The sequence below is a fragment of the Brevundimonas sp. MYb52 genome, from assembly GCF_002979535.1.
Lineage (GTDB): Bacteria > Pseudomonadota > Alphaproteobacteria > Caulobacterales > Caulobacteraceae > Brevundimonas.
Genome location: NZ_PCPB01000001.1, coordinates 387,866 through 410,498, shown reverse-complemented (window position 1 = coordinate 410,498; position 22,633 = coordinate 387,866). Strand labels below are relative to the sequence as shown.

23 protein-coding genes are annotated in these 22,633 nt (G+C 67.8%); 13 read left to right on the top strand and 10 right to left on the bottom strand.

What is annotated here, in order from left to right; translation table 11 throughout:
- Nucleotides 1-9: 9 nt before the first annotated feature.
- Nucleotides 10-426 (top strand): MliC family protein, encoded by a 417-nt coding sequence (locus CQ039_RS01950; RefSeq protein ID WP_233190132.1) that lies wholly within the window; start codon nucleotides 10-12, stop codon nucleotides 424-426.
- Here CQ039_RS01950 and CQ039_RS01945 read toward each other — a convergent pair.
- The 3 genes from CQ039_RS01945 to CQ039_RS01935 are packed head-to-tail and all read right to left on the bottom strand — an operon-like array spanning nucleotide 423 to nucleotide 2,694.
- Complete coding sequence (locus CQ039_RS01945; protein WP_105562364.1) at nucleotides 423-1,010, bottom strand: GNAT family N-acetyltransferase; 588 nt, start codon at nucleotides 1,008-1,010, stop codon at nucleotides 423-425. The genes CQ039_RS01950 and CQ039_RS01945 overlap by 4 nt on opposite strands.
- Nucleotides 1,007-2,116, bottom strand: coding sequence for a 3-dehydroquinate synthase (aroB, locus tag CQ039_RS01940; protein WP_105562365.1), 1,110 nt, complete (start codon nucleotides 2,114-2,116; stop codon nucleotides 1,007-1,009). The genes CQ039_RS01945 and aroB overlap by 4 nt, the downstream gene beginning before the upstream one ends.
- Nucleotides 2,113-2,694 carry a shikimate kinase gene (locus tag CQ039_RS01935; protein WP_105562366.1) on the bottom strand — a complete coding sequence of 194 codons (582 nt, stop codon included), beginning with the start codon at nucleotides 2,692-2,694 and terminating at the stop codon, nucleotides 2,113-2,115. The genes aroB and CQ039_RS01935 overlap by 4 nt, the downstream gene beginning before the upstream one ends.
- A gap of 60 nt (nucleotides 2,695-2,754) precedes the next feature.
- On the opposite strand from CQ039_RS01935, the gene CQ039_RS01930 reads away from it, so the two are divergent.
- The 4 genes from CQ039_RS01930 to CQ039_RS01915 all read left to right on the top strand — a co-directional run bounded on the left by CQ039_RS01930 (nucleotide 2,755) and on the right by CQ039_RS01915 (nucleotide 5,833).
- Nucleotides 2,755-3,657, top strand: a complete 903-nt coding sequence (locus tag CQ039_RS01930; protein WP_105562367.1) for a site-specific tyrosine recombinase XerD — start codon at nucleotides 2,755-2,757, stop codon at nucleotides 3,655-3,657.
- Nucleotides 3,658-3,741: 84 nt separating this feature from the next.
- Nucleotides 3,742-4,692 carry an acetyl-CoA carboxylase carboxyltransferase subunit alpha gene (locus CQ039_RS01925; protein WP_105562368.1) on the top strand — a complete coding sequence of 317 codons (951 nt, stop codon included), beginning with the start codon at nucleotides 3,742-3,744 and terminating at the stop codon, nucleotides 4,690-4,692.
- Between the two features lie 86 nt (nucleotides 4,693-4,778).
- On the top strand, nucleotides 4,779-5,354 hold the full coding sequence (locus tag CQ039_RS01920; protein WP_105562369.1) for a PleD family two-component system response regulator: 576 nt from the start codon (nucleotides 4,779-4,781) through the stop codon (nucleotides 5,352-5,354).
- A complete protein-coding gene (locus CQ039_RS01915; RefSeq protein WP_105562370.1) occupies nucleotides 5,351-5,833 on the top strand; it encodes a chemotaxis protein CheE in 483 nt (160 codons plus the stop codon). Before CQ039_RS01920 ends, CQ039_RS01915 begins: the two co-directional genes overlap by 4 nt.
- Here the strand turns inward: CQ039_RS01915 and CQ039_RS01910 are convergent.
- From CQ039_RS01910 to CQ039_RS01890, 5 genes are all read right to left on the bottom strand, one after another.
- Nucleotides 5,821-7,707 carry an ABC transporter ATP-binding protein/permease gene (locus CQ039_RS01910; protein ID WP_105562400.1) on the bottom strand — a complete coding sequence of 629 codons (1,887 nt, stop codon included), beginning with the start codon at nucleotides 7,705-7,707 and terminating at the stop codon, nucleotides 5,821-5,823. The two genes, CQ039_RS01915 and CQ039_RS01910, sit on opposite strands and share 13 nt — an antisense overlap.
- A 49-nt stretch (nucleotides 7,708-7,756) precedes the next feature.
- Nucleotides 7,757-8,773 (bottom strand): low specificity L-threonine aldolase, encoded by a 1,017-nt coding sequence (locus CQ039_RS01905; protein WP_105562371.1) that lies wholly within the window; start codon nucleotides 8,771-8,773, stop codon nucleotides 7,757-7,759.
- A 3-nt stretch (nucleotides 8,774-8,776) separates the two neighbouring features.
- Entirely contained in the window at nucleotides 8,777-9,703 is a 927-nt protein-coding gene (locus tag CQ039_RS01900) for a mechanosensitive ion channel family protein (RefSeq protein ID WP_105562372.1), read from the bottom strand.
- A gap of 114 nt (nucleotides 9,704-9,817) precedes the next feature.
- Complete coding sequence (locus CQ039_RS01895; protein WP_105562373.1) at nucleotides 9,818-11,632, bottom strand: ATP-binding protein; 1,815 nt, start codon at nucleotides 11,630-11,632, stop codon at nucleotides 9,818-9,820.
- Between the two features lie 105 nt (nucleotides 11,633-11,737).
- Nucleotides 11,738-12,034 carry a BolA family transcriptional regulator gene (locus CQ039_RS01890; protein WP_105562374.1) on the bottom strand — a complete coding sequence of 99 codons (297 nt, stop codon included), beginning with the start codon at nucleotides 12,032-12,034 and terminating at the stop codon, nucleotides 11,738-11,740.
- A gap of 45 nt (nucleotides 12,035-12,079) precedes the next feature.
- On the opposite strand from CQ039_RS01890, the gene CQ039_RS01885 reads away from it, so the two are divergent.
- Nucleotides 12,080-12,751 carry a J domain-containing protein gene (locus tag CQ039_RS01885; RefSeq protein ID WP_105562375.1) on the top strand — a complete coding sequence of 224 codons (672 nt, stop codon included), beginning with the start codon at nucleotides 12,080-12,082 and terminating at the stop codon, nucleotides 12,749-12,751.
- Here CQ039_RS01885 and CQ039_RS01880 read toward each other — a convergent pair.
- On the bottom strand, nucleotides 12,711-12,974 hold the full coding sequence (locus CQ039_RS01880; protein ID WP_146112364.1) for a hypothetical protein: 264 nt from the start codon (nucleotides 12,972-12,974) through the stop codon (nucleotides 12,711-12,713). The two genes, CQ039_RS01885 and CQ039_RS01880, sit on opposite strands and share 41 nt — an antisense overlap.
- A 132-nt stretch (nucleotides 12,975-13,106) precedes the next feature.
- Here CQ039_RS01880 and CQ039_RS01875 point away from each other — a divergent pair, with 132 nt between their 5' ends.
- The 4 genes from CQ039_RS01875 to CQ039_RS01860 all read left to right on the top strand — a co-directional run bounded on the left by CQ039_RS01875 (nucleotide 13,107) and on the right by CQ039_RS01860 (nucleotide 17,985).
- Nucleotides 13,107-13,535, top strand: a complete 429-nt coding sequence (locus CQ039_RS01875) for an organic hydroperoxide resistance protein (RefSeq protein ID WP_105562376.1) — start codon at nucleotides 13,107-13,109, stop codon at nucleotides 13,533-13,535.
- Between the two features lie 10 nt (nucleotides 13,536-13,545).
- Nucleotides 13,546-14,655: an NAD(P)/FAD-dependent oxidoreductase gene (locus tag CQ039_RS01870; protein ID WP_105562377.1), complete on the top strand. Its 1,110-nt coding sequence runs from the start codon at nucleotides 13,546-13,548 to the stop codon at nucleotides 14,653-14,655.
- 10 nt (nucleotides 14,656-14,665) lie between these two features.
- Nucleotides 14,666-15,670, top strand: a complete 1,005-nt coding sequence (cobS, locus tag CQ039_RS01865; protein WP_105562378.1) for a cobaltochelatase subunit CobS — start codon at nucleotides 14,666-14,668, stop codon at nucleotides 15,668-15,670.
- Nucleotides 15,671-16,575: 905 nt separating this feature from the next.
- Complete coding sequence (locus CQ039_RS01860; protein ID WP_105562182.1) at nucleotides 16,576-17,985, top strand: alkaline phosphatase PhoX; 1,410 nt, start codon at nucleotides 16,576-16,578, stop codon at nucleotides 17,983-17,985.
- Here CQ039_RS01860 and CQ039_RS01855 read toward each other — a convergent pair.
- The gene (locus tag CQ039_RS01855; RefSeq protein ID WP_105562181.1) at nucleotides 17,954-19,021 is read right to left on the bottom strand and encodes a COX15/CtaA family protein; all 1,068 of its coding nucleotides are present in this window, start codon (nucleotides 19,019-19,021) and stop codon (nucleotides 17,954-17,956) included. The two genes, CQ039_RS01860 and CQ039_RS01855, sit on opposite strands and share 32 nt — an antisense overlap.
- Before the next feature lie 131 nt (nucleotides 19,022-19,152).
- Between CQ039_RS01855 and CQ039_RS01850 the strand changes: the two genes are divergently transcribed.
- From CQ039_RS01850 to CQ039_RS01840, 3 genes are all read left to right on the top strand, one after another.
- Nucleotides 19,153-19,407, top strand: a complete 255-nt coding sequence (locus CQ039_RS01850; RefSeq protein ID WP_105562180.1) for a transglycosylase — start codon at nucleotides 19,153-19,155, stop codon at nucleotides 19,405-19,407.
- Entirely contained in the window at nucleotides 19,407-19,613 is a 207-nt protein-coding gene (locus CQ039_RS01845) for a DUF2842 domain-containing protein (RefSeq protein WP_105562179.1), read from the top strand. The genes CQ039_RS01850 and CQ039_RS01845 overlap by 1 nt, the downstream gene beginning before the upstream one ends.
- Nucleotides 19,614-19,986: 373 nt before the next feature.
- On the top strand, nucleotides 19,987-22,599 hold the full coding sequence (locus CQ039_RS01840) for a TonB-dependent receptor (RefSeq protein WP_105562178.1): 2,613 nt from the start codon (nucleotides 19,987-19,989) through the stop codon (nucleotides 22,597-22,599).
- Nucleotides 22,600-22,633: the final 34 nt, after the last annotated feature.

The window sequence follows — 22,633 nt, the reverse complement described above, 5'->3', positions numbered from 1 at the left end:
GCGCTTCGCTTGCCGCACCTGATCCTTCGCGCCGCGCCCTTCCTCGCTCTCACTGCCCTCCTCGCCGCCTGCGGCCCCGAGCCCCGCGAAGCCCCTACCGACGGCGATGCGGTGCGCGAACGCGCCGTCGAGGCTCAGACCGCCCGCCGCCGAACCGGCGCCGAGGTTCAGGACCGCGCCCTGAACCGGGTCATCCGCACCGTCTATCTATGCAACAACAGCGAACGCCTGTCGGTCGACTTCGACAATCCGCGCCAGATGGCGACCGTGCGCAACTCTTCCGGCGAGGCCGTCGACCTGTTCCAGGAACGCGCCGCCGACGGCATCTGGTATCGTGCCAGCGGCTATGAACTGCGCGGCCAAGGCGTCCAGGCGACATGGACCGCCGACGGTCGTGAACCGACCGAATGCCGGGCGGTGGACTAGGCGAAAACCGCCAGTCGCGCGTCCAGTCGAGCCCGCACTTCAGGCCAGTCCTCATCCAGAACCGCAAATTGGGCCGTATCGCGCACCCGACCAGTCCAGGTGATCTTGTGCTTTCTCAACACGCCCTCGTCTCGCGCGCCCAGCTTGCGGATGGCGGCGGCGCTGGCGGCGTTCAGCGCGTCGGTGATGATCTCGACCCGCACCGCGCCGTTGGAAAAGGCGTAGTCCAGCAACAGGCGCTTGCACGCCGGATTGACCGGCCCGCCCCGCGCATCCGGCCGATAGAAGGTCGAGCCGACCTCGCAGCGCCGATGCTCGGGCTTGATTTCATAGAGACTGGTCGTGCCGACCACCGCCCCGTCGCTGATCCGCCGCACGGCGAAGGCGATGCGCGAACCGCCGGCCATCGCCTTCAGCGCCGCCGCCCACCAGTTGTCGAAATGCGGGCCGCAAGCGGCGCTGACCATGCCGCTCCAGGCCTCGGGATCGCAGTCCAGCGCCGCCCTCACCTCGCCCTCCAGCGCCGCCGTGAACGGCTCCAGCCGGACGAAACGGTCTTCGAGGACGACGGGGCTCAGCTTCACGCCGCTGCGCCTTCCTCGATCAGGAAGGCCCGCACGGCGTCGGCGTCCACGTCCTTGTCGGTGAAGGCGTCGCCGACAGCCCGCGCCAGGATCAGGGTCAGTCGCCCGCCCTCGGCCTTCTTGTCCCCGGCCATCCGCCCGATCAGGGCCTCGGCGTTGAAGACCTGATCCACGTCGGCCAGCCGCGTCGGCAGGCCCGCCGCCTTGATCCCGGCCTCCGTCTTCTCCGCGTCCGCCGCCGCGCACAGCCCCTGACGCGCCGAGTATCGGAACGCCATGGCGCAGCCCAGGGCCACCGCCTCGCCGTGGGTCAGGGCGTCACCAAAGCCCAGCTCGGCCTCCAGCGCGTGACCAAAGGTGTGGCCCAGGTTCAGCAAGGCGCGCCGCCCGGCCTCCTTCTCGTCCTCGCCGACGATCTGGGCCTTGATCTCGACCGAGCGGATCACCGCCCGCTCCAGCGCATCCGGGTCGCCCTCGGCGCCCGCAGCCCCCTCGCCGCCCAGCCAGTCAAAGAAGGCCGCGTCGCAGATCAGACCGTGCTTCAGCACCTCGGCCCAACCCGAGCGCACCTGCCGCACCGGCAGGGTGGCCAAGGCCTCGATGTCGGCCAGCACCAGCTTCGGCTGATGGAAGGCCCCGATCAGATTCTTGCCGCGCGGCGTGTCGATGGCCGTCTTGCCGCCCACCGAGGAATCCACCTGGGCCAGCAGGGTCGTCGGGACCTGCACAAAGTCGATGCCGCGCATGAACAGGGCCGCCGTCAGTCCGGCCAGATCGCCCACGACCCCGCCGCCCAGGGCCACGACCAGGCTCTTGCGATCCAGCCCGTCGGCCAGCAGTCGGTCCAGCACCGCCTCCAACTGCTCGAACGACTTGGACGTCTCGCCTGCCGGAACCGTCACGATCCCGGTCGCCAGGCCCGCCGCCTCCAGCGAGGCGCGCACGGTTTCGCCGTGGATCGCCGCCACCGTCTCGTCGCTGACGATATAGGCCCGCGTCGGCTTCAAGGCCGCGACCCGCGTCCCTGCCTCTTGCAGAAGTCCGCGTCCGACCACGACCTCATAGGCGGCGAAGCCCTCGCCCCCGACCGGGATCGTCGTCGTCATTTCTGGCTCTCCTCGCGGGCGTGACGCCGCAGTTCTCGAATAATCGCCTCGACCGCCTGGCCGTGCGAGCCGCCGCCAACGTCCACCGTCACATCGGCCTCGGCGTAGATGGGATAGCGGGCCTCGGCCAGCTGGCTCAGGGCCTCCAGCGGATCGCGTCCGCGCAGCAAGGGCCGGGTGTCGCGTCGCTGCACCCGCTCGGCGATGACCTTCAGATCGGCGCGCATCCAGACGCTGACCGAGTGCTTCTTCATCAGGGCCCGCGTCTCGGGGTTCAGCATGGCCCCGCCGCCAGTGGCCAGGACGATGGGCGGGCCTTCCAGCAGGCGGCGCATGATTCGCACCTCGCCCGCCCGGAACTCGGCTTCGCCCCGGCTGGCGAAGATTTCACTGACGCTCATGCCGGCGGCGGCTTCGATCTCGTGGTCGCCGTCGTGGAAGGGCCAGCCCAACCGCTGCGCCAGTCTGCGCCCCACCGTCGATTTGCCCACGCCCATCAGCCCCACCAGGGTTATGGTGCGGTCAGGCGTCAAGGACGGCGACAAGGGCGAGGAATCGGGCGAGGCGTCGGCAGGCATGGTTCCGTTATTCTCTACACGACCCGGCCGTTCGCTCCACACCTGTGTTGAGCGCGCCCCATGACGCCCCAGGTCGAGGCCTTTCTGGAAATGATGGCGGTCGAGCGCGACGCCTCGCCCCACACCCTGTCCGCCTATGGCCGCGACCTAGCCGACGCCGAGGTCTGGCTGAGTGATGCGGGCGGCCTGATGGGCGCCGACGAAGGCGCGCTGGAGGCATGGTTCGCCGACCTGTCGCGGCGCGGCCTGTCGGCGGCCACGGCGGCCCGACGTCGCTCCTCCGTGCGCCAGTTCTATCGCTTCGCCTTGGGCGAAGGCTGGCGGACCGACGACCCGTCCCGCCGCATCGACGCCCCCAAACAGGGCCGCAGCCTGCCCAAGACCCTCAGCCGCGACGAGATCGAAGCCCTGCTGACCGCCGCCGGAGCCGCCGACAGCGCGGCTGGCTTGCGGCTCGTCGCTCTGGTCGAGATGGCTTACGCCTCGGGTCTGCGTGTCTCGGAACTTCTAGGCCTCAAGGTCGAGGCGGTGCGTCGCGATCCCGCCTATCTGATCGTGCGCGGCAAGGGCGGCAAGGAACGGCTGGCTCCGCTCAACGCCGCCGCTCGCGAATCCATCAAGGCCTGGCTCGACGCCCGCGACGCCGCGCGCAAGCCGAACACGCCCGACAGCCCCTGGCTCTTTCCCTCCCACGGCAAGACCGGCCACCTGACCCCTCGCCGCTTCGCCCAACTGCTGGATCAGGCGGCGCTGGCGGCCAATATCGATCCAGCCCGCGTCAGCCCCCACGTCCTGCGCCACGCCTTCGCCACCCATCTGCTGGAAGGCGGCGCCGACCTGCGCGTGGTCCAGACCCTGCTCGGCCACGCCGACATCTCGACGACCCAGATCTACACCCACGTCGCCACCGACCGCCTGGCCCAGGTCGTCCATTCCAAGCACCCCTTGGCGAAGGACGACTGAACCCCGCTTGCCCCACGGCGTTCCCCGCACTAGTTTCCGCCGCTTTCCGTAGCGCCAACCGCGCTTCCTCCTCACGGACGCCTTATGGCCACGCACTATCTCGAATTCGAAAAGCCCATCGCCGAGCTGGAAGCCAAGATCGCGGAGCTGTCGCATCTGGCCCCGACCAGCGGCTCGTTCGAGACCGAGATCGCCGCCCTGCGCAAGAAGGCCGACGCCCTACGGGTGAAGACCTACGCCAGCCTTGACCCGTGGATGCGCACCCAGGTCGCGCGCCACCCGCAGCGCCCGCACTTCGTCGACTACATCGACGGCCTGTTCACCGACTTCGTCGAACTGCACGGCGACCGTCAGTTCGGCGACGACCAGGCCATCCTGGGTGGCCTGGCTCGCTTCCGCGGCCAGCCGGTCGTGGTCATGGGCCACGAAAAGGGTCACGACACCCAGACCCGCATCACCCACAATTTCGGCATGGCTCGCCCCGAGGGCTACCGCAAGGCCGTCCGCCTGATGGACATGGCCGAGCAGTTCGGCCTGCCGGTCCTGACCTTCGTCGACACCGCCGGCGCCTATCCGGGCCTGGGCGCCGAGGAGCGCGGTCAAGCCGAGGCCATCGCCCGCTCGACCGAGCGCGGCCTGACCCTGGGCGTCCCCTCCATCGCCACCGTGACGGGCGAAGGCGGTTCGGGCGGAGCCATCGCCATCGCCGCCGCCAGCCGCGTGCTGATGCTGGAGCACTCCATCTATTCGGTCATCTCGCCCGAGGGCGCGGCCGGCATCCTGTGGCGCGACGGCACCCGCGCCAAGGACGCCGCCAACGCCATGAAGATCACCGGCCCGGACCTGCTGGCGATGAAGATCGTCGATCGCGTCATCCCCGAGCCCCTGGGCGGCGCCCACACGGCGCGCGAAACGGCCATCCAATCCGTCGGCGACGTGCTGGAAGATGAGTTGAAGGCGCTGTCGTCGCTGTCGGCGGACCAGATCCGCAAGGCCCGCGCCGATCGCTTTTACGCCATCGGCCGTCTGGGCTGATCACGCATTGCACGGCGGCGTCGCGCCGCCGAAGCTGACACGATGCGAATCGGTTTCTCGCCCCTCCTGAAGCTCGGGGCCTCTTCATGCGCGGCATGAACGGGGTCGGCGAATCCCTGCGTGAAAGCGCAGTGTTCAACTTTGCCGGCGCGGTGACCATGGTCATCGACGATTCGCCCTTCGCGCTGGAACTGACAGCCCAGGCCATTCTCGGCTTCGGCATCAAGGTGCGTCACGCCTGCGCCAGCGCCGCCGAGGCCATCGCCATCCTGCGCGATCATCCAGTCGATCTGATCCTGGTCGACTGCGAAATGCCCGGCATGAGCGGCTATGAGTTCGTGCGCTGGCTGCGCCGCTCGGGTTTGGAGCCCAACGCCTTCGCCCCCGTCATCATGACCGCCGCCCACGTGCGCCGCTCCAAGGTGTCCGAGGCCCGCGACTGCGGCGCCAACTTCCTGATCACCAAGCCCTTCAGCGCGGGCGTGCTTCTGGAGCGCATCGTCTGGGTCGCGCGCGACGCCCGCCCCTTCCTTGAAGTCGGCGACTATTTCGGGCCTGATCGTCGCTTCCATGCGGTTCCCTGGGACGGCCCCGAGCGTCGCGCCGAGGAAATCCGCAAGGCGGAATTCGAATCTCAACGCAGAGCGTCGATCGAACTATGACCGTCATCACGCACAACCGCCGCCGCTCTCGCCTGTCGACCCTGATCGACCAGCCTGGCGGCGTCAGCGCCGGCGTCGCCCTGGCCCAGGCCAAGGCCAATCTGGCCGAGATGGAGGCGCGCAGCCGGGCGGTGATCGAGGAACAGGTCACGGCCCTGGCCATGCTTCAACCCGCCGGTACGCTCGAGGAAGCCGCTCGCGTCCTCGATCGGGCCTATGACCATTCCAGCGCCGTGATCGACGCCGCCGGTCCCTTTGAGCTCAAGGACCTGTGCGCCGCCGCCGCCAATCTGTGCGACCTGATCGACGCCGCGCCCGAAGACAAGCCCTTCGACTGGCGCATCGTCACCGTCCACGCCCAGGCCCTGCGCCTGTTGCTGACCTTGCCCGCCGAAGCCGCCGAGGCCCGGACCCAAGTCCTGGCCAGCCTCAAGGACGTGCTGAAGGCCAAGGTTCCGGGCGCGTCTCAGTCCGACTGAACCTGGCTTTTCGCGCCGCGCGTCTGCTTACGCCACAGGCTGGCGTATTCCCCGCCCTGACGCGCCACCAATTCGTGGTGCGCGCCACGCTCGACGATACGCCCGGCCTTCAGCACCAGGATCTGCTCGGCGTCGGCCACGGTGGACAGGCGGTGCGCCACCACCAGGGTCGTGCGGCCCGCCCGCGCCTTGCGCAGCGTCTTCTGGATCGCGGCCTCGGTGCGGCTGTCGAGCGCGCTGGTCGCCTCGTCCAGGATCAGGATGCAGGGATCAGCCAGCAAGGCGCGGGCGATGCCTACGCGCTGCCGCTCGCCGCCTGAAAGCTTCAGGCCCCGCTCGCCCACCCGCGTCTCCATGCCCTCCGGCAGGTTGCGGATGAAGTCAGCCAGTTCCGCCGACTCGGCCGCCGCCCAGATGGCCGCCTCGTCGGCGTCCGGCCGGGCGAAGGCGATGTTGGCGCGGATGCTGTCGTTGAACAGGGCCACGTCCTGCGGCACCAGGGCCACCGCCGCCCGCAGCGAAGCCTGCGTCACCGACCGCGCGTCCCGACCGTCGATCAGCACGCGGCCCTCTTGCGGGTCCAGCAGACGCAGGGCCAACTTGACGATGGTGGACTTGCCCGCCCCCGACGGCCCGACCAGGGCCGTGGTCGTCCCGGCCGGCGTGACGAAGCTGACGTCATCCAGCCCAGCCGCCCGGGCATCGTGCCGGAAGCCCACATGGTCGAACACGATCTCGGCTCCGCACGCGCCAGCGGGACGCGGCAAGGCGACGGCGTCGGGCGCATCGGCCACCTGCGGCGCCTGTCGCGTCACCTTCAACATTTCTTCCATGTCGATGAAAGATTGGCGGATTTCCCGATAGGCGAAGCCCAGAATGTTCAGCGGCGCATACAGGGAAATCATGATCAGCACCGCCGCCGTCACATCGCCCGGCCCCATCCGCCCGGCCGCCGCCTCGAACCCGGCCATGACGGCCATGATCCCGAGGCCGACGTTCATGATCAGGCCCTGGACAAGGTTCAGCGTCGCCAGCGACGTATTGGCCTTCAGCGCCGCATCCACATAGGTCGACAGCGAGCGGTCATAGGCTTCGGCCGCCCGCCCCTCGGCCCCGAACGACTTGACCGTCTCATAGTTCAGCAGGGCGTCGACGCTCAGGCCCGCCGCCTCACTGTCGGCGGCGTTCATCGCCCGCCGATGCTCCAGCCGCCAGTTGGCCATGGCGAAGGTCGCGACCGCATAGACCGCCACCACCCCGATCGCCACCGCGCCGAAACGCCAGTCGTACTTGCCGCTCAGCACCGCCGCCGCCAGCACCAGCTCGACCACGGTCGGCCCGAGATTGAACACCAGAATCCGCAGCAGGAAGTCCACGGCCCGCGAGCCGCGATCCATGGTGCGCGACAGGGCGCCCGACCGCTTGGTCTGGTGGAAGTCCAGCGACAGGCTGAGGGCGTGGGCGAAGGTCTCGGCCGCCGTCCGGCGCTGGGCCGCCGCCCGCACGGGCGCGAAGACCACGTCCGACAACTGCGGCGTCGCCGCTGACAGGAAACGCACCAGGGCCCAGCCCACGGCGAAGGCGGCGAAGCCCCAGCCCACGGCCGCCGCCGCGCCCTGTCCCGCCGCCAAATGGTTGACCGCAGCGCCCAGGATCAGAGGCGCCAGCACGCCCAGCCCCTTGCCCGCCAGCGTCAGGCCGATGGCTCCGGTGATGCGCCACGGCAATTGCGGCGCGCCCGAACGGCCCACCACGCGCAAGAGGTCGGTCAGCGCCTGAAGGGTCGGCGGTGCCTCATGCTTCACCTCGGCCTGCCCGGCGGCCATGGCCTTGACCGTGGAGTCGCCCCGTCGGCCCGATCGTTCACCGCGCATGGTCATGCTCCAGCCTAGGGTCGGCGCCTTGCCGGAGCGAGACCGACATTCAGTTCAGGCTCGCGATGGCTTCGAGCAGTTCATCGACCGCGCCCTTGGTCGTCGCCCAGGAACAGACGAACCGCACGGACCCGTCGTCGAACTGGTAACAGGCCCAGCCCAGGGCGTTCAGGCGCTGATGCGCCTCGTCCGGCATGCGCACGAAGACGGCGTTGGACTCGACCGGATGGGCCAGGACAAAGGGCGAGCGCTCCTCGATGCCCTCGGCCAGGCGCTGAGCCATCAGATTGGCGTGGGCCGCCCCCGTCTCCCAGGCGCCCGATTCCAGCAGACCCAGGATCGGCGCCGCCAGGAACCGCCCCTTGGACGCGGTCTGCCCGGCCTGCTTCAGCCGGTTGTCGATCCGCCGCGTCAGGCTCTTGTCGAAGATGACCAGGGCCTCGGCGCAGTTCGCGCCGGCCTTGGCCCCGCCGAACACCAGAACATCCACGCCAAGGCGCGGAATGTCCTTCAGTTCGAACCCGGCCGCCACAGCATTGGCCAACCGCGCCCCATCCATATGGACGCCCAGCCCGGCCAGCTTGGCGGGCTCGATCAGGTGGCGCAGTTCTTCTTCGGAATAGACCGCCCCATACTCGGTCGCCTGGGTGACGCTCAGCGCCGCTGCGGGTTGGCGATGGCCGACCACCGGCTCCTCCAGCGCCGCCCGCAGCGCCATGCCGTCGATCTTGCCCGAATAGCCCGGCAGACCGATCAGGCCGACGCCCTGGCCGAAGAAGCCCGGCGCCCCCGTCTCGTCGGTGCAGATGTGGGCCGCATGATGCGTCAGCACCGCCTCATAGGGTCGAGCCAGCATGGAGACGGCGATGGCGTTGGCCGCCGTTCCGCTGAAGACGAAGCGCACCTCGGCGTCGGCGTCCAGCCGCTGGCGGATCTGATCGGCCGCCCGCGCCGTGACCTCGTCGGCGCCATAGGCCCGCGCGAAACCGCCATTGGCCTTCGCCAGGGCTTCCAGCGCGGCGGGCGCCATCCCCGCCGTATTGTCCGATCCGAAGTCGTAACGCACGCGTCAGTCTTCCTGTTGTTCTGCCGGCGCCATGACGATGCGGGCGAATTGGGCGTCCTTGGCCGGCACTTCGACCTGGTGCGGGAAGGGTATCTCGATTCCGGCTGCGTCCAGGGCTTCCTTGCCGCCCTGCATCAGATCGGCCTGGCTCTGCCACCAGTCGGCGACATTGACCCAGGCGTGCAAGGTGACCTCGACCGAACTGTCCAGCAGGGCCGTCACCCCGGTCCAGGGCGTCGGGTCCTTCAGCACCTTGACGTGCGCCTTGGCCACGCCGGCGATCACGTCGCAGGCGTCCTTCAGGTTCTCGCCATAACCGACGGTGAACTTGATCTCGATGCGCCGCGTCTTCTGCCCCGTCAGATTGATGATGACGTCGCTCAGAACCTTGGAATTGGGAATGACGATCTTGTGGTTGTTGGCGTTCGACAGCTGGGTGGTGAACAGATCCAGCTTCTGCACCGTGCCCGAGGCGCCGCCGACGTCGATCACCTCGCCAACGCGATAGGGCCGCAGCATCAGCAGCATGACCCCCGCCGCCACGTTCGACAGCGTGCCCTGCAAGGCCAGGCCCACGGCCAGCGAGGCGGCGCCCAAAACCGCGATGATCGAGGTCGTCTGCACGCCCAGGCGTTGCAGCACGGCGATCAGGCCGATGATGATGATGACCACCCGCACGACCTGGGCGGCGAAGCTGAGCACCGTCTGGTCGTGACGGAAGGCCCGCAACCGGCCCAACACCCGCCGCGTCACGCCCGACGCCCAGCGGGCGATGAACAGGGTGATGGCGAAGATCAGCGCGGCGATCGTCAGGTTGATCGCCAGATCGCCGGCCATGTCGGCCAGCTTGGCCAGAATGGCGGCGTCGACGGTCAGCCGTTTTTCGCCGGCTGCGACCGTCTGGGTCAGGGTCTCGTGCAGGATAGACATGCCCTTGGGTCTAGCGTCTGCCCCCGGGAATGGAAGCCCCGGCGGGCAGGCTTTTTCCGCCACGGGGAGCCACGCGCCTCAAAGCGCGCCAGGCGATCAGTTCATAGCGGCGGGTCAGGCCGCGACCGCCGCCTCCTCGCCCGAAGCGGCGGCCTGGCGCAAGGCCATGCGTCCGCCGGGGACCTGAACCATCAGACCGGCCAGACTGCGGAAATCGATAGGCTTGTTCAGATAGGCGTCGGCTCCCGCCGCCAGACCCGCTTCATGGTCCTCATGCCGGGCCGAGGCCGACAGGACGACGATGGGCGTGTCATTGTTCACGCCCCCGCCCTCGCGGATCAGACGCGTCGCGGTCAGGCCGTCCATCACCGGCATGTTCACGTCCATGATGATCAGGTCAAACCGCTGATTCCTGGCCAGATCGACTGCCAGCTGGCCGTTCTCGGCGGTGCTGGTGCGATGCCCGGCCGACCCCATCCAGGCCTCCAGGATCATGCGGTTGACCGGATGGTCCTCGACCACCAGCACGTCCAGATGATCAGCGTCCTCGACATCCGCATCGACGGCCTCGACGGCTTCGGCGCGGCTCCATTCGACCACCTCGCCCTCGATCGACAAGGTGAAGGTCGAGCCCTCGCCCAGACGAGAGGTCACGGCGATGTCGCCGCCCATGATGTGCGCCATGCGCTGGGCGATGGTCAGACCCAGGCCTGTGCCGCCGAACTTGCGCGTCGAGGAGTTGTCGACCTGGGTAAAGGGCTGGAAAAGGCGCTCCAGATCGTCGCGCGAAATGCCCGACCCGCAGTCCTTGACCGAGAACTCGAAGCCGACCCGCCGATCCGAAATCCGCCGACCGCGCACAGTGTAGCGGATCTCGCCCTGGTCAGTGAACTTGACCGCGTTCGACAGCAGATTTTGCACCACCTGGCAGACCCGCAGCGGATCGCCGCGCACAACCGCTGGCAGTTCACCCTCAAAGGTCGACACCAGAGTCAGCCCCTTGGCTTCGGCCTGGGCCTCGAACGGCCCGGTGATCCGGCGGTGCAAGTCGTCCACCTGCACATCGACCACATCGAAACTCATCTTGCCGGCTTCAATCTTGGTCATGTCGAGGATGTCGTTCAGCAGGCTCAGCAGATTGTCGCCCGAGTTGCGGATGATCGACAGATATTCGCGCTGGGTCCCTTCCAGCCGCGTCGCGCTCAGCAATTGCGCCGCGCCCAGCACCCCGTTCATCGGCGTGCGCAGTTCATGCGAAATGACCCCAAGGAAGCTGGACTTGGCCTCGTTGGCCGCGTCCGCCTTGTCGCGCGCCGCCTCCAGTTCCTCGATCAGATGGGCCTGATGATCCTGGAAGGCGCGAATGCGATCCTCGCGCAGCATGGTCATGGTCACCAGAACGAACAGGCTGGCCGCCGTAAACGGCACCAGGGCCACAAACGGCCAGAACAGCGGCCCGCCGATCAGGCTGACGGCGATAATCGCCGCCGCCAGACCATAGGGGGACGAAATCATGATCGCCTGACGCGGCGAACTACGCAGTTGGGCGAAAACCAGCACATAGCCGGACACCAGCAAGGCGATGGCCAGCTCATGTCCGAACGGCGACGGCGAATACCAGGCCAGCAGAGGCGCCACGGCCCAGACCGCCGTCGTTGCGGTCGCGACGGCAGGAAAGACCATGCCCCATCCTGCGCCGACCCTCTGGCTGACGCGCTTTTCGACCTCGCCGCGCAAGGCGCCCGCCGCCAAGGTGGCGGCGAACCAGAGCAGTCCGGGGACCAGACCAACCGTCGCCACCACGCCGACGGCCCAGCTGACGATGATCATATAGCGCAGGTAGTGGGTTTGCAGGATCGCGGTCAGCGCCTGGGCAGCTTCGCCAGGCGCCTGCCCGTCCAACCCCTTGATCCCGTCAGACCCTACCATTCGCTAGCCCCCGCCTTTGCAAATCAGTCGGGGCGAACGCTAGGTTGAAGGTTCTAAGACGAAGTGAATACGACTTTGTACGTATCAAATTGACACGAACAGTCTCTACCCCGCCTCCGCCGCCGTCATGGCGCGCACCGCCAGGGCATGAACGGGACCCGCCAGTTCATCCTTCAGGACCGCGTTGATCGCTCTTTGACGCGCCACACGGCCCTGTCCTTCAAACGCATCGGACACGATCATCAGCTGAAAATGGCTCTCGCCGCCATCCTTGGCGTCCATGCCGCCTTCGTGATGGTGGCCGGCGTGCTTCCAGCTGTCGTCCTCCAGCTCAATCCGATGCGGCGCAAAGGCCGCCGTCAGTTTTTCGCGGATAAGTGCCGCCACGGGGCCATCAGACATCGGTCGTTCCTTGAAGCTGTCCAATTCGAGCTTACACTGGGGGCGATGTCCGCGTCATTTGAATACAAGCCTCGCTTCACCGACATCCGCGTGAAGCCGCCCAAGCCCGACGAGGAAAAGGCCGAGGCCGACGTCCTCCATCGGAAACAGGGCGAGAAGACCTGCGAGTGGCCGGACTGCTCGCGGCCGGCTACGGCCAAGGCGCCGAAGTCGCGCGAGCAACTGGCCGACTTCTATGAATTCTGCCAGGCGCACGCCGGCCAATATAACAAGGGCTGGAACTTCTACGCGGGCATGAGCGAGGGCCAGATCCGCGCGGCTCAGGAAAACGAGGCCATGACCGGCGGGCGCCCGACCTGGGAGATGAAGGCCGGCAAGAACACGCGCGAGGCCGCCGCCTTCGCCGCCAAGATGGGCACAGCCAACACCGAGGGCGCCGGCTCCTGGCGCGACAGCTTCGGCCTGTTCGGTCGCCGCACCCAGGAACAGGCCGGCCCGGCCGCCGCCGAGGTCCACCGCATCGGCAAGATCGAGCTGGCGGCCCTGACCGACCTCGGCCTCAAGCCTGGCGCGGACAAGGCCGCGATCAAGGCCCGCTATCACGAGATGCTCAAACGCTTCCACCCCGACACCAACGGCGGCGACCGGGGCGCGGAGGCCAAGCTTCAGAGCGTCATCAAGGCCTGGAAAGTCTTGAAAAAGGCCGGGCACGCCTGAGGCTTCGCAGCAGCCCGCCCGGCTTCAGCGGCCCGTCGATGCGCGTGACGCTCTCGCCCGCCCCGTCCCAGATTTCGGCATAGGCGCTACGGGCGTCGTCCAGCATCATGCGCCGTGTCTCGCTGACGGCTTCGGGCCAACTGTCCGCATCCAGAGCATACATGTTCGGCGTGCCTTCGGGCGCGTCATAGACATAGCAAAAGAACTGCGCGTGCGTCTGCATGGCCTCTTCCCCGACGGAAGTGATGGCCAAATTGTTAACACGCTCCTTGCGGATTACACGAATCACAGAACCGTTGTTTCTGAACGACTGAGCCCCATATTCGAGTCCTTCGATCCACAAAGGAGTCGCCTCATGGAAGTCCTGTACCGCGCCCACGCCACCGCCTCGGGAGGCGGCCGCGACGAAGGCCGCTCCGCTACCGACGACGGCAAGATCGACGTGCGCCTGTCTGTCCCCACGGAAATGGGCGGCAAGGGCGGCGACGGCACCAACCCTGAGCAGCTTTTCGCCACCGGCTACGCCGCCTGCTACCTGGGCGCCCTGCGTCTGGTCTCGGGCAAGGCGGGAACCCCGGTCGGCCCGGACACCAAGGTCGCCGCCGGCGTCGGCTTCGGCAAGAATACGCGCGGCGAAGGCTTCAACCTGGATGTCACGCTCCACGTCACCGATCACGGCCTCGATCAGGCCGTGATCGACGATCTGATCCACAAGGCGCATCAGGTCTGCCCCTATTCCAACGCCACGCGCGGCAACGTCGACGTGGCGCTGAGCGCCGGCTGAGCCTGCGGCCATGAGCGCCGCGCCCCAGGTCCTGATCGTCGGCGCCGGTCCCACGGGACTGGCGGCGGCCCTCTTCCTGTCGCGGCGCGGCGTTCCGGTTCGGATCATCGACGCGGCCGAGACGCCGACCGCCACCTCCAAGGCGCTCGGCGTCAATCCGCGCACCCTCGACCTGCTGGAGCCGACCGGCGTGACCGCCCGCATCCTCGCCGAGGCCGGAACCGTCGCCCGCCTGCATATCCACCGGCACGGTGAGACCCTGGCCGCCGTCCATCTGGACCAGATCGACCTCGGCGCCCGCTTCCCCCTGGCCATCCTGCCCCAGGCCCGCACCGAGGTCCTGCTGACCGAGGCCCTGGCGGCGCGCGGCGTAGCGGTCGAACGCGGCCAGGCCCTGAGCAGCCTGTCGCAGGACGCCGAGGCCGTCATCACGACCCTGTCTTCCGGCGAGCGGGTGCGGACGCCCCTGCTGTTCGCCGCCGACGGCGCCCATTCCACCGTGCGCAAGGCGCTGAACCTCGACTTCCCCGGCGACGCCTGGGCCGAGCCCTGGCAGTTGATCGACGTCGAGTTGGACGGCCCTCCAGCCGACGAGGCCTGGATCGACTTCCGCGACGACGCGGTCTTCGTCTGCCTGCCCTATTCCGGCACGCGCTTTCGCCTGATCGGCTTTGGCCCGCCCATGCTGGACAATCTGCCCGAGGGCTGGCGCGCCGGCGCCGTGCTGTGGCGCTCGGACTTTCACATCTCGCACCGCATGGCCTCCGCCATGAGCCTGGGCCGCGTCGCCCTGGGCGGAGACGCAGCCCACATCCATTCGCCCATCGGCGCGCGCGGCATGAACCTGGGGATCGAGGACGCCTACGTCTTCGCCGACTGCGCCGCCGACTTCCTCAGCGGCCAGCTTGAGCGAATCGAGGACTACGACCGCCTGCGTCGCCCGGTGGACAAGGCCGTTGTCCGCCGCGTCCGCGCCCTGACCAGCTTCGTGCGTAACACCGGCGCCGGGGCGGATCTGGCCCGTCGCACGGCTATTCCCGTCGTCACCCGCCTGCCCTTCCTGATCGAACGCGTCGCCCGTATCGGTCTGGGTCTCGACCACCCGGTCGTGCTGCGCTAATCGACCTGTCATGACCTCCCCCCTCGACGCCTCGCCCGATCCCTTGGTCACGCTGGAGCCGCACCGCAAGGTGACGGTCAGGGAGGCGTTCGGCGTCGATTCCGACATGGTCGTGCCCGCCTTCGATACGCGCGACAGCCATGTGCCCGAGATCGACGACAGCTACCGCTTCGATCCGCAGACCACCCTGGCTATCTGCGCCGGCTTCGCCTTTGACCGCCGCGTCATGGTTCAGGGCTATCACGGCACCGGCAAGTCGACCCATATCGAACAGGTCGCCGCCCGCCTGAACTGGCCGCTGGTGCGCGTGAACCTGGACAGTCACATCAGCCGCATCGACCTGATCGGCAAGGACGCCATCGTCCTGAAGGACGGCAAGCAGATCACCGAGTTCCGCGAGGGCATCCTGCCCTGGTCGCTGCAACGCCCGGTCGCCCTGGTCTTCGACGAATACGACGCCGGCCGTCCCGACGTCATGTTCGTCATCCAGCGCGTGCTGGAGGCGCAAGGCCGCCTGACCCTGCTGGATCAGAACCGCGTCATCCGCCCGAACCGCTGGTTCCGCCTGTTCTCGACCACCAACACCATCGGTCTGGGCGACACCTCGGGCCTCTATCACGGCACCCAGCAGATCAACCAGGGCCAGATGGACCGCTGGAACATCGTGACGACGCTCAACTACCTCGACCACGACGTCGAAGCCGAGATCGTCGCCGCCAAGATCCCCGAGTGGAACGACGCCGAGGGCAAACGCCGCATCGCCGCCATGGTCCGCGTCGCCGACATGACCCGAAACGCCTTCATGAACGGCGACATCTCGACCGTCATGTCGCCGCGCACGGTCATCACCTGGGCCCAGAACGCCATCATCTTCGGCGGCGACCTGGCCCTCAGCTTCCGCCTGACCTTCCTGAACAAGTGCGACGAACTGGAACGCCCCACCATCGCCGAGTTCTATCAGCGCGCCTTCGGCGAGGACCTGCCCGAAGCCGCCACGCGGGTGAAGGTGGGGTAAGCCTGATCTTCCTTCTCCCCTTGTGGGAGAAGGAAAATGCGCGCGCCATCACAACTCGCCCCGCCAATCCCTGAAAATCAGCGGGATTGCGCCCCGCCATCCCCCATCTCCTCGCCCCACCCGCAACCTGCCCCATGCTTACCCTGTCCCGTCGCAAGGGAGGGCTCGCTCGGCCGGCGAACCGAAGCGGCGGCGGGGGCGAAGAGAACGGGGGTCTTGTCGGACCGTCGGCCTCCTGTCGCGCGCGCCGGGCAAGGGAGCACCCAGCGGAAGGCGGCGACAGGCCGGGGCGAGGGTTCAGGAGTGAGAAGCGAGGCGGCGCGAACGCGCTTCCTCCAATCGTGGCCTCAAGTAGCGCGAAGCGCGGTAGGCCACACTTCAGATGAGACGCCGCAGGGGCCTAGCGACGGGGCGTTCGACCTGTCCGCCATAGAGGTCCCGGTCAGGGTCGCGGGGGTTACGCGGACCGTTCCAGGACTGCACGCCGGTGCAGCCTGCCCGTCATGGGCGCCGGGGGTAGCCGCAAAGAACGGCGCCTGCCCGAGCTCATGAACAACTCTTCGCGCGGGGCGTCGGCCTTCGTCGAAACGGTATTACTCAATCACTCCGGGCGAGGTCCCGGCGCCCCGCCCAGCTCTCCACCGCCCGCGTTCACGCGAGGCGGATAGACTTGTTCCTTCTCCCCTTGCGGGAGAAGGTGGCAGCCGGAGGCTGACGGATGAGGGGTCTCTCTACAGTTGAGCAAGGCAGTCGGGTGAAGAGCGGCGCAACCCCTCATCCGACCTCGCTGCGCTCGGCCACCTTCTCCCGCAAGGGGAGAAGGATACGCCACGCAACCGTCACAGGATCGTATCGCCCCTGTCGTCCGCAAACGGTCTAAGCTCGGCCGTCAAACGGAGTCCCTCATGCGCCTGCAACGCCGCCAACTGATCTCAACCGGGGCTGCGGCCTTCGCCTTCGCCGGCTTCGCCCGCAACGTCCACGCCCAATCGGCGGGCGAGGAGACCTACGTCAATCAGGTCGAGGGCTATGGCCCGCTGAAGACCGATCCCAACGGCCTGCTCGACCTGCCCGAGGGCTTTTCCTACCAGGTCATCTCCCAGAGCGGCGAAACCATGGACGACGGCCTGCTGGTCCCCGGCCAGCCCGACGGCATGGGCTGTTTCGCGCTGAGCCCCACCACGGTCGCCCTGGTGCGCAACCACGAACTGAAGGGCGGGCGGGCGCTTCACCGCAACATGGGGCCGGGCGGCTTCCATCATGAGCGCCTCGGCCTGCTGGACGCGTCAAAAGCCTACGACACCTACAAGGACGGGCGCCCCCTGCCCGGCGGCACGACGACCCTTGTCTATGACCTCGAGACCCGCAAAACAGTCCGCCAGCACCTGTCGCTGGCCGGGACCTCGACCAACTGCTGCGGCGGCCACACCCCCTGGGGCGCCTGGCTGACGTGCGAGGAGACAGTCGAGACCCCCGCCGACGCTGACGTGAGCAAGGCCCACGGCTGGGTGTTCGAGGTGCCCGCCGACGCGACCGGCCTGGTCGATCCCGTGCCGCTGAAGGCCATGGGCCGTTTCGACCACGAGGCCGTCTGCATCGACCCGCGCACCGGCATCGCCTACCTGACCGAAGATCAGGGCGACGGCCTCTTCTATCGCTTTATCCCGACCGTTCCGGGTCAGCTGGCGCGCGGCGGTCGGCTGCAAGCCATGGCCTTCAAGGGCCAGCCGGCCGCCGACAGTTCCAACCACGATGCCCGTGTCTGGTCCGTCAACGACTGGCGCGAGGTCGAGTGGATCGACATGGAGGACGTGGAATCGCCCAAGGACGACCTGCGCCACCGCGGCCATGCGGCGGGCGCGGTCAAGGTGGCGCGCGGCGAAGGGATCTTCTGGGGCGAGAACGAGCTCTACCTGACCGCCACCTCGGGCGGGCCGCTGCGCCGGGGCCAGATCATGCGCTACGTCCCCTCGCCCGACGAAGGCGGCGCGGACGAGGCCCGCTCGCCGGGCCGCATCCAGTTGTTCGTGGAAAGCACAGACCTGCGCACCATGAACATGGGCGACAACCTGTGCATCGCGCCCTGGGGCCACCTGATCGTCTGCGAGGACAACTATTCCGACGAGGTGCGCAACCACATCAAGGGCGTGACCCCCGACGGTCGCCTCTACACCATCGCCCGCAACGTCTTCACCGGGAACTCGGAGTTTGCCGGGGCCGTGTTCTCGCCGGACGGCAGCGTCCTGTTCGTGAACATCATGTACCCCGGCCTGACCTTGGCGATCAGAGGCCCGTGGAACGCGGTCCGCTCATGAACAGGCGCGGGCGCGAGCGGCGAACCAGCCACAGGTTGACCGTCGCCGCGCCCAGCACCAGGGCCGCCACCGCCTGGTGCAGCGCACCCAGAGTGTTCGGCACGGCGTGCATCAGCGTCACGACGCCCAGCCCAGCCTGCAGCCACAGCGCCCCTGCCAGAACAAAGGCCGCAACGCCCAGACCCTCGGCCAGCCGCCAGCGCCAGGCGTGAATGGCGTAGGCCGTCCCCGCCGCCAGCAGCAGATAGGCTCCGATGCGGTGATTGAACTGCACCAGCCCCTGATCGTGCAGGAAGGCGACGGCGCCCTTGCCCCACTCGACCGGCGGGAAGACCGCGCCGTTCATCATCGGCCAGTCGGTATAGATGAAGCCCGCCTTGGCCCCGGCCACCAGCCCTCCCAACAGGCACTGAACAAAGACCGCAGCCAGCAGCAGCCCGGCGCCCCAGGTCCAGCCACGAGGCGAGCGCGAATGGTCCGACCCGCTCCAGGCCTCCAGTCCCGTCCAGATCAGACCGGCGAAAATCAGGAAGGCCAGACCCAGGTGGGTCGCCAGCCGCTCGGGCGCCACATCGACGCGCTCCGACAGGCCGCTGGACACCATCCACCAGCCGATCAGGCCCTGCAGCCCGCCCAGGCCCAGCAGCACCAGGCAGCGCACGATCAACCGCTTCGGCATCCGTCGCAGCAATAGGAAGACCAGGAAAGGAACCGCAAAGACCACGCCGATCAGACGCCCGACCAGGCGGTGCAGCCACTCCCACCAAAAGATGCCCTGGAACTCGCCCAGGCTCATGCCGGCGTTGACCTGGGCGTACTGAGGGATGGCCTTGTACTTGTCGAAGGCCTCGGCCCACTGGGCGTCGTTCAGCGGCGGGATGGCGCCCATGATGGGTTTCCACTCGGTGATCGACAGGCCCGAGCCCGTCAGGCGAGTGACGCCGCCGATGACCACCATGGCGAAAACCATGGCCGCGCTGAAGAACAGCCACAACGCCACCGCGCGGCTTTGATCCTGATTTACAAAACGGTTCATTCGACGCCTGCCGTTCGCCCCGATACACTGTCGCCAAACCCACCGGGCGACCGGGGCGGTATGCCCCTCAAGCGCGGCAAGATCGAGTCGCTTTCGACGCCAGAGCGTCGCACCATTCTGAAGGAGCGCCCGTGGCGCCATATACGGATATCGCCATCGCCGTCGTCGGCGCTCTGGCCCTGGCCTGGATCGCCGACCTGCTGACGGGCCGTCGTGGCCTGGGCGGGACCATTCTGGTCGCCGCCGTCGGCGCCGGCTGCGGGGCCTTCCTGGCTATCCGCGTCTTCGCCGTGGCGACGCTGGGCGACTGGCTCTGGGTGGTCTGGTCGATGCTCGCCGCCGTGATCTGCCTGGTCGCCTTCTTCCTGTTCCGGAGTAAGCGCTGATGCCGCCGCGGGCCCGCCGATTCGTCGCCACGATCGGCGTCCTGTTCTTCCTGGCCTTCTGGGTCTGGGGCGCGGTGACGATCAACGATCGCCTACCGAACATCTGGTGGCTGGACCTGATCTTCTTCACGGTCGCCGGCGTCGGCTGGGGCTTGCCACTGATCCCGCTGCTGCGCTGGGCCGAACGCGAACCCGGCGCCAAATAGGGCCGAGCGTGTCCAATCAGGGGGCCAGATACAGCGAAAGCCCGGAGTTGCCCCTCTCGGGGTGCGCGTCGGGCTTTCATTGGGGGCCGAGCTTCGTTCATTGCTGAACGATGTTTCTGACCTCAATCATCCGGTTTTCACCCGATGATCAACCAATCAACCCGAAAGCCTGCGCGAAGGTTCCGTTCGTCACGAGGCATTTCTTTACGCCGCGCCGTCGTCGCCTTCGCCCAAGCATATAGCAACCACGGTTCCGGATAGAACGTCACTCCGGCATCGCCAAAACATGACGGAACAATAGCCCGCCTGAAGCGAACCCGTCGCTGGCACGGCCTAGCCCCCGCCCCCAGGTAACGCTTCCGGGGATTCCTTCATGACCATCGCCTCTCACCGCGCCGCAGCCTGGCTGCTGGCGAGCACCGCGCTTTGCGCGCCCATCCTGGCTCTGCCCTGTTCGGCCTCCGCTCAGGACGCTCAGACGGAGGCGACGTCCGAAGTCGATGAGATCGTCGTCACCGGCCAGCGCGAGGCCCAGCGCGCCGCCATCGCTGTCAAGCGCCGTCAGTTCGAAGTCATGGACGCCGTTTCGTCGGACGACATCGGCAAGCTGCCGGACCACAACACCGCAGCCGCCCTGCGCCGCATCCCCGGCGTCTCGATCATGGAGGACCAGGGCGAGCCGCGCTGGCCGATCCTGCGCGGTCTGGCCTCGACCTATAACCGCACCACCATCGACGGCGCCTTCGTCGGCTCGGTCGACGAGAGCGCCCGCACCGTGCCGATGGACATCGTCCCCTCGGTCATGGCCGGCCGCCTGGAGGTCATCAAGACGGTGACGCCCGAGAACGACGCCAACGCCATCGGCGGCGTCATCAATGTGCGCACCCGCAGCGCCTTTGACCGCAAGGGTCCCTTCTTCGACGGCATGGCCTCGTATGGCGTCTATGAGCGCCACGGCGACGTTCGCAACGACGACCCGTCCTATCGCCTCAGCTTCGCCACCGGCCGCCGTTTCGGCGCCAATGACGAATGGGGCGTGGTGGTCGGCGCCTCGCACGAACAGTTGGACTACGACATCCCGCAGGTCGAAGTCGCCGCCCCTTCGGTGCGCGAGTACGACGCCGACGGCAAGCCGGTGGACTCGGGCTCCGCCACCGGCAACGGCATTCAGGTGCCGACCCAACACCGCCTGTTCTGGTACAACAACACCAAGCAGCGCTCAGGCCTGAACGGCAAGCTGGAGTGGCGCCCGAGCGACGACTTCCGCTGGGAGGCCTCGGCCCTGTGGGCCAGCATGGAGGACGATGAGGAACGGATCGAGTTCCGCACCGAGCCGAACGGCAATGTCTCCAACCAGACCCAGACCTCGGGGACTTTCGCGGCGGGCCGCAACATCGTCGGCCTGAACCAGCCGATTACCAAGCGCGAGATCGGCCTGCTGCGCACGGGCTTCGAGTGGAACGCCGCGCCGCTGTGGACCCTGGACGGCGACCTGTCCTACTCGACCGCCGCGCTGGAGACGCCGAACACGTCCTATGAGTTCCGCACGGCGGCCAATTCCAACTTCGGCTTCAGCTACGACACCTCGGACTTCTTCCCCGTCTTCACGCCAACCAACCCGACCGCCTTCCGCGACGCCAAGCTCTACAACCTGCAGCAACGCCGGGTGTCCCTGACCACCAGCGACGAGGACACGGTGCAGGCCCGCTTCAACGCCGCCTTCGACGACGGCGGCTTCGACCGCAATCTGAAGGTCAAGTTCGGCGGCCTGCTGCGCTCCAGCGAGCGCACCTTCGCCAGCAGCCGCACCGACTACAAGACCGCGCCCGGCTTCGCCTTCACCTTCGACGAGGTGGACGTGGCCGGCCCCAGCGAACTGATCCAGGGCCGCTATGACCTGGGTGCCCGCATCGACGCCGGTCTGGCCGAGAGCTTCTTCGCCGCCAACCGCGACCGCTTCATCGCCACGACCGCCCTGCCGACCGGCGACTATGACGTGACCGAGGACGTCTACGCCGCCTATGGCCAGGCCAGCTACCGCATCGGCGACGTCACCCTGCTGGGCGGGCTCCGCTACGAGAAGACCGAGGTGGAATCCCAGGCCGTGCGCAACACGGGCGGCGTCCTGAGCCCGGCCCACAACCAGGGCGGCTATGAGAACTGGCTGCCCAGCGTCCACCTGCGCTGGGACGTGCGCGAAGACATGGTGGTGCGCGCCGCCTGGACCAACACCATCGGCCGCCCGGACTTCGGCTCCCTGGCGGCGACCGAGAGCGTCAGCTTCGACGGCTCCCAGCCGACCTTGTCGCGGGGCAACCCCAATCTGGAGCCGCGCGAGAGCGAGGGCTTCGACCTGTCGTTCGAATACTACCCGACGGACGGCCTGGTCTCGGTCGCGGTCTTCAGCAAGTCGATCGACAATGAGATCTTCAGCCTCAGTTCGGTCCAGCGCATGGACGTAGGTCGGGGTCTGGAGGACGTTTTGGCCTCGACCCCGATGAACGCCCAGTCGGCGGAAATCCGCGGCATCGAACTGGGCTTCCAGCAGGCCCTGACCATGCTGCCGGCGCCCTTCGACGGGTTCGGCGTCAGCGCCAACGCCACCTTCCTGGACACCGAGTTCACCTTCCTGACCTCGGCGGGCGAGCGCCACACCGGCCTGTTTCAGCAGCCAGACACCACCACCAACGCCTCGATCTACTACCAGCGCGGTCCGCTGGAGGCGCGCATCTCGCACAACTACGTCGGCGGCTTCCTCGAGACGATCAACGACACCATTCCCAACGCCGATCAGTACTGGAAAGGCCGTCACCTCTATGACGCCTCGATCAGTTGGCGCTTCGACAACGGCATGACGGTCTTCGTCGAGGGCCAGAACCTGAACGACGCGGGCCGCCGCGAAGTGACCGGCCCGAACCAGGGCTATCTGCAGGAGTCCGCTGAATACGGCCGCACCTTCTGGGTCGGCCTGTCCGCCAGCTTCTGATCCCCTTCAGGCCGCCCTTCCCGACCGGAGGGCG

Excerpts from the sequence above, each read along its gene's own strand:
- aroB (WP_105562365.1), bottom strand. The coding sequence starts at position 2,116 with ATGACGACGACGATCCCGGTCGGGGGCGAGGGCTTCGCCGCCTATGAG.
- CQ039_RS01935 (WP_105562366.1), bottom strand. The coding sequence starts at position 2,694 with ATGCCTGCCGACGCCTCGCCCGATTCCTCGCCCTTGTCGCCGTCCTTG.
- CQ039_RS01930 (WP_105562367.1), top strand. The coding sequence starts at position 2,755 with ATGACGCCCCAGGTCGAGGCCTTTCTGGAAATGATGGCGGTCGAGCGC.
- CQ039_RS01925 (WP_105562368.1), top strand. The coding sequence starts at position 3,742 with ATGGCCACGCACTATCTCGAATTCGAAAAGCCCATCGCCGAGCTGGAA.
- CQ039_RS01920 (WP_105562369.1), top strand. The coding sequence starts at position 4,779 with ATGCGCGGCATGAACGGGGTCGGCGAATCCCTGCGTGAAAGCGCAGTG.
- CQ039_RS01915 (WP_105562370.1), top strand. The coding sequence starts at position 5,351 with ATGACCGTCATCACGCACAACCGCCGCCGCTCTCGCCTGTCGACCCTG.
- CQ039_RS01910 (WP_105562400.1), bottom strand. The coding sequence starts at position 7,707 with ATGCGCGGTGAACGATCGGGCCGACGGGGCGACTCCACGGTCAAGGCC.
- CQ039_RS01900 (WP_105562372.1), bottom strand. The coding sequence starts at position 9,703 with ATGTCTATCCTGCACGAGACCCTGACCCAGACGGTCGCAGCCGGCGAA.
- CQ039_RS01895 (WP_105562373.1), bottom strand. The coding sequence starts at position 11,632 with ATGGTAGGGTCTGACGGGATCAAGGGGTTGGACGGGCAGGCGCCTGGC.
- CQ039_RS01890 (WP_105562374.1), bottom strand. The coding sequence starts at position 12,034 with ATGTCTGATGGCCCCGTGGCGGCACTTATCCGCGAAAAACTGACGGCG.
- CQ039_RS01885 (WP_105562375.1), top strand. The coding sequence starts at position 12,080 with ATGTCCGCGTCATTTGAATACAAGCCTCGCTTCACCGACATCCGCGTG.
- CQ039_RS01880 (WP_146112364.1), bottom strand. The coding sequence starts at position 12,974 with ATGCAGACGCACGCGCAGTTCTTTTGCTATGTCTATGACGCGCCCGAA.
- CQ039_RS01875 (WP_105562376.1), top strand. The coding sequence starts at position 13,107 with ATGGAAGTCCTGTACCGCGCCCACGCCACCGCCTCGGGAGGCGGCCGC.
- CQ039_RS01870 (WP_105562377.1), top strand. The coding sequence starts at position 13,546 with ATGAGCGCCGCGCCCCAGGTCCTGATCGTCGGCGCCGGTCCCACGGGA.
- cobS (WP_105562378.1), top strand. The coding sequence starts at position 14,666 with ATGACCTCCCCCCTCGACGCCTCGCCCGATCCCTTGGTCACGCTGGAG.
- CQ039_RS01860 (WP_105562182.1), top strand. The coding sequence starts at position 16,576 with ATGCGCCTGCAACGCCGCCAACTGATCTCAACCGGGGCTGCGGCCTTC.
- CQ039_RS01855 (WP_105562181.1), bottom strand. The coding sequence starts at position 19,021 with ATGAACCGTTTTGTAAATCAGGATCAAAGCCGCGCGGTGGCGTTGTGG.
- CQ039_RS01845 (WP_105562179.1), top strand. The coding sequence starts at position 19,407 with ATGCCGCCGCGGGCCCGCCGATTCGTCGCCACGATCGGCGTCCTGTTC.
- CQ039_RS01840 (WP_105562178.1), top strand. The coding sequence starts at position 19,987 with ATGACCATCGCCTCTCACCGCGCCGCAGCCTGGCTGCTGGCGAGCACC.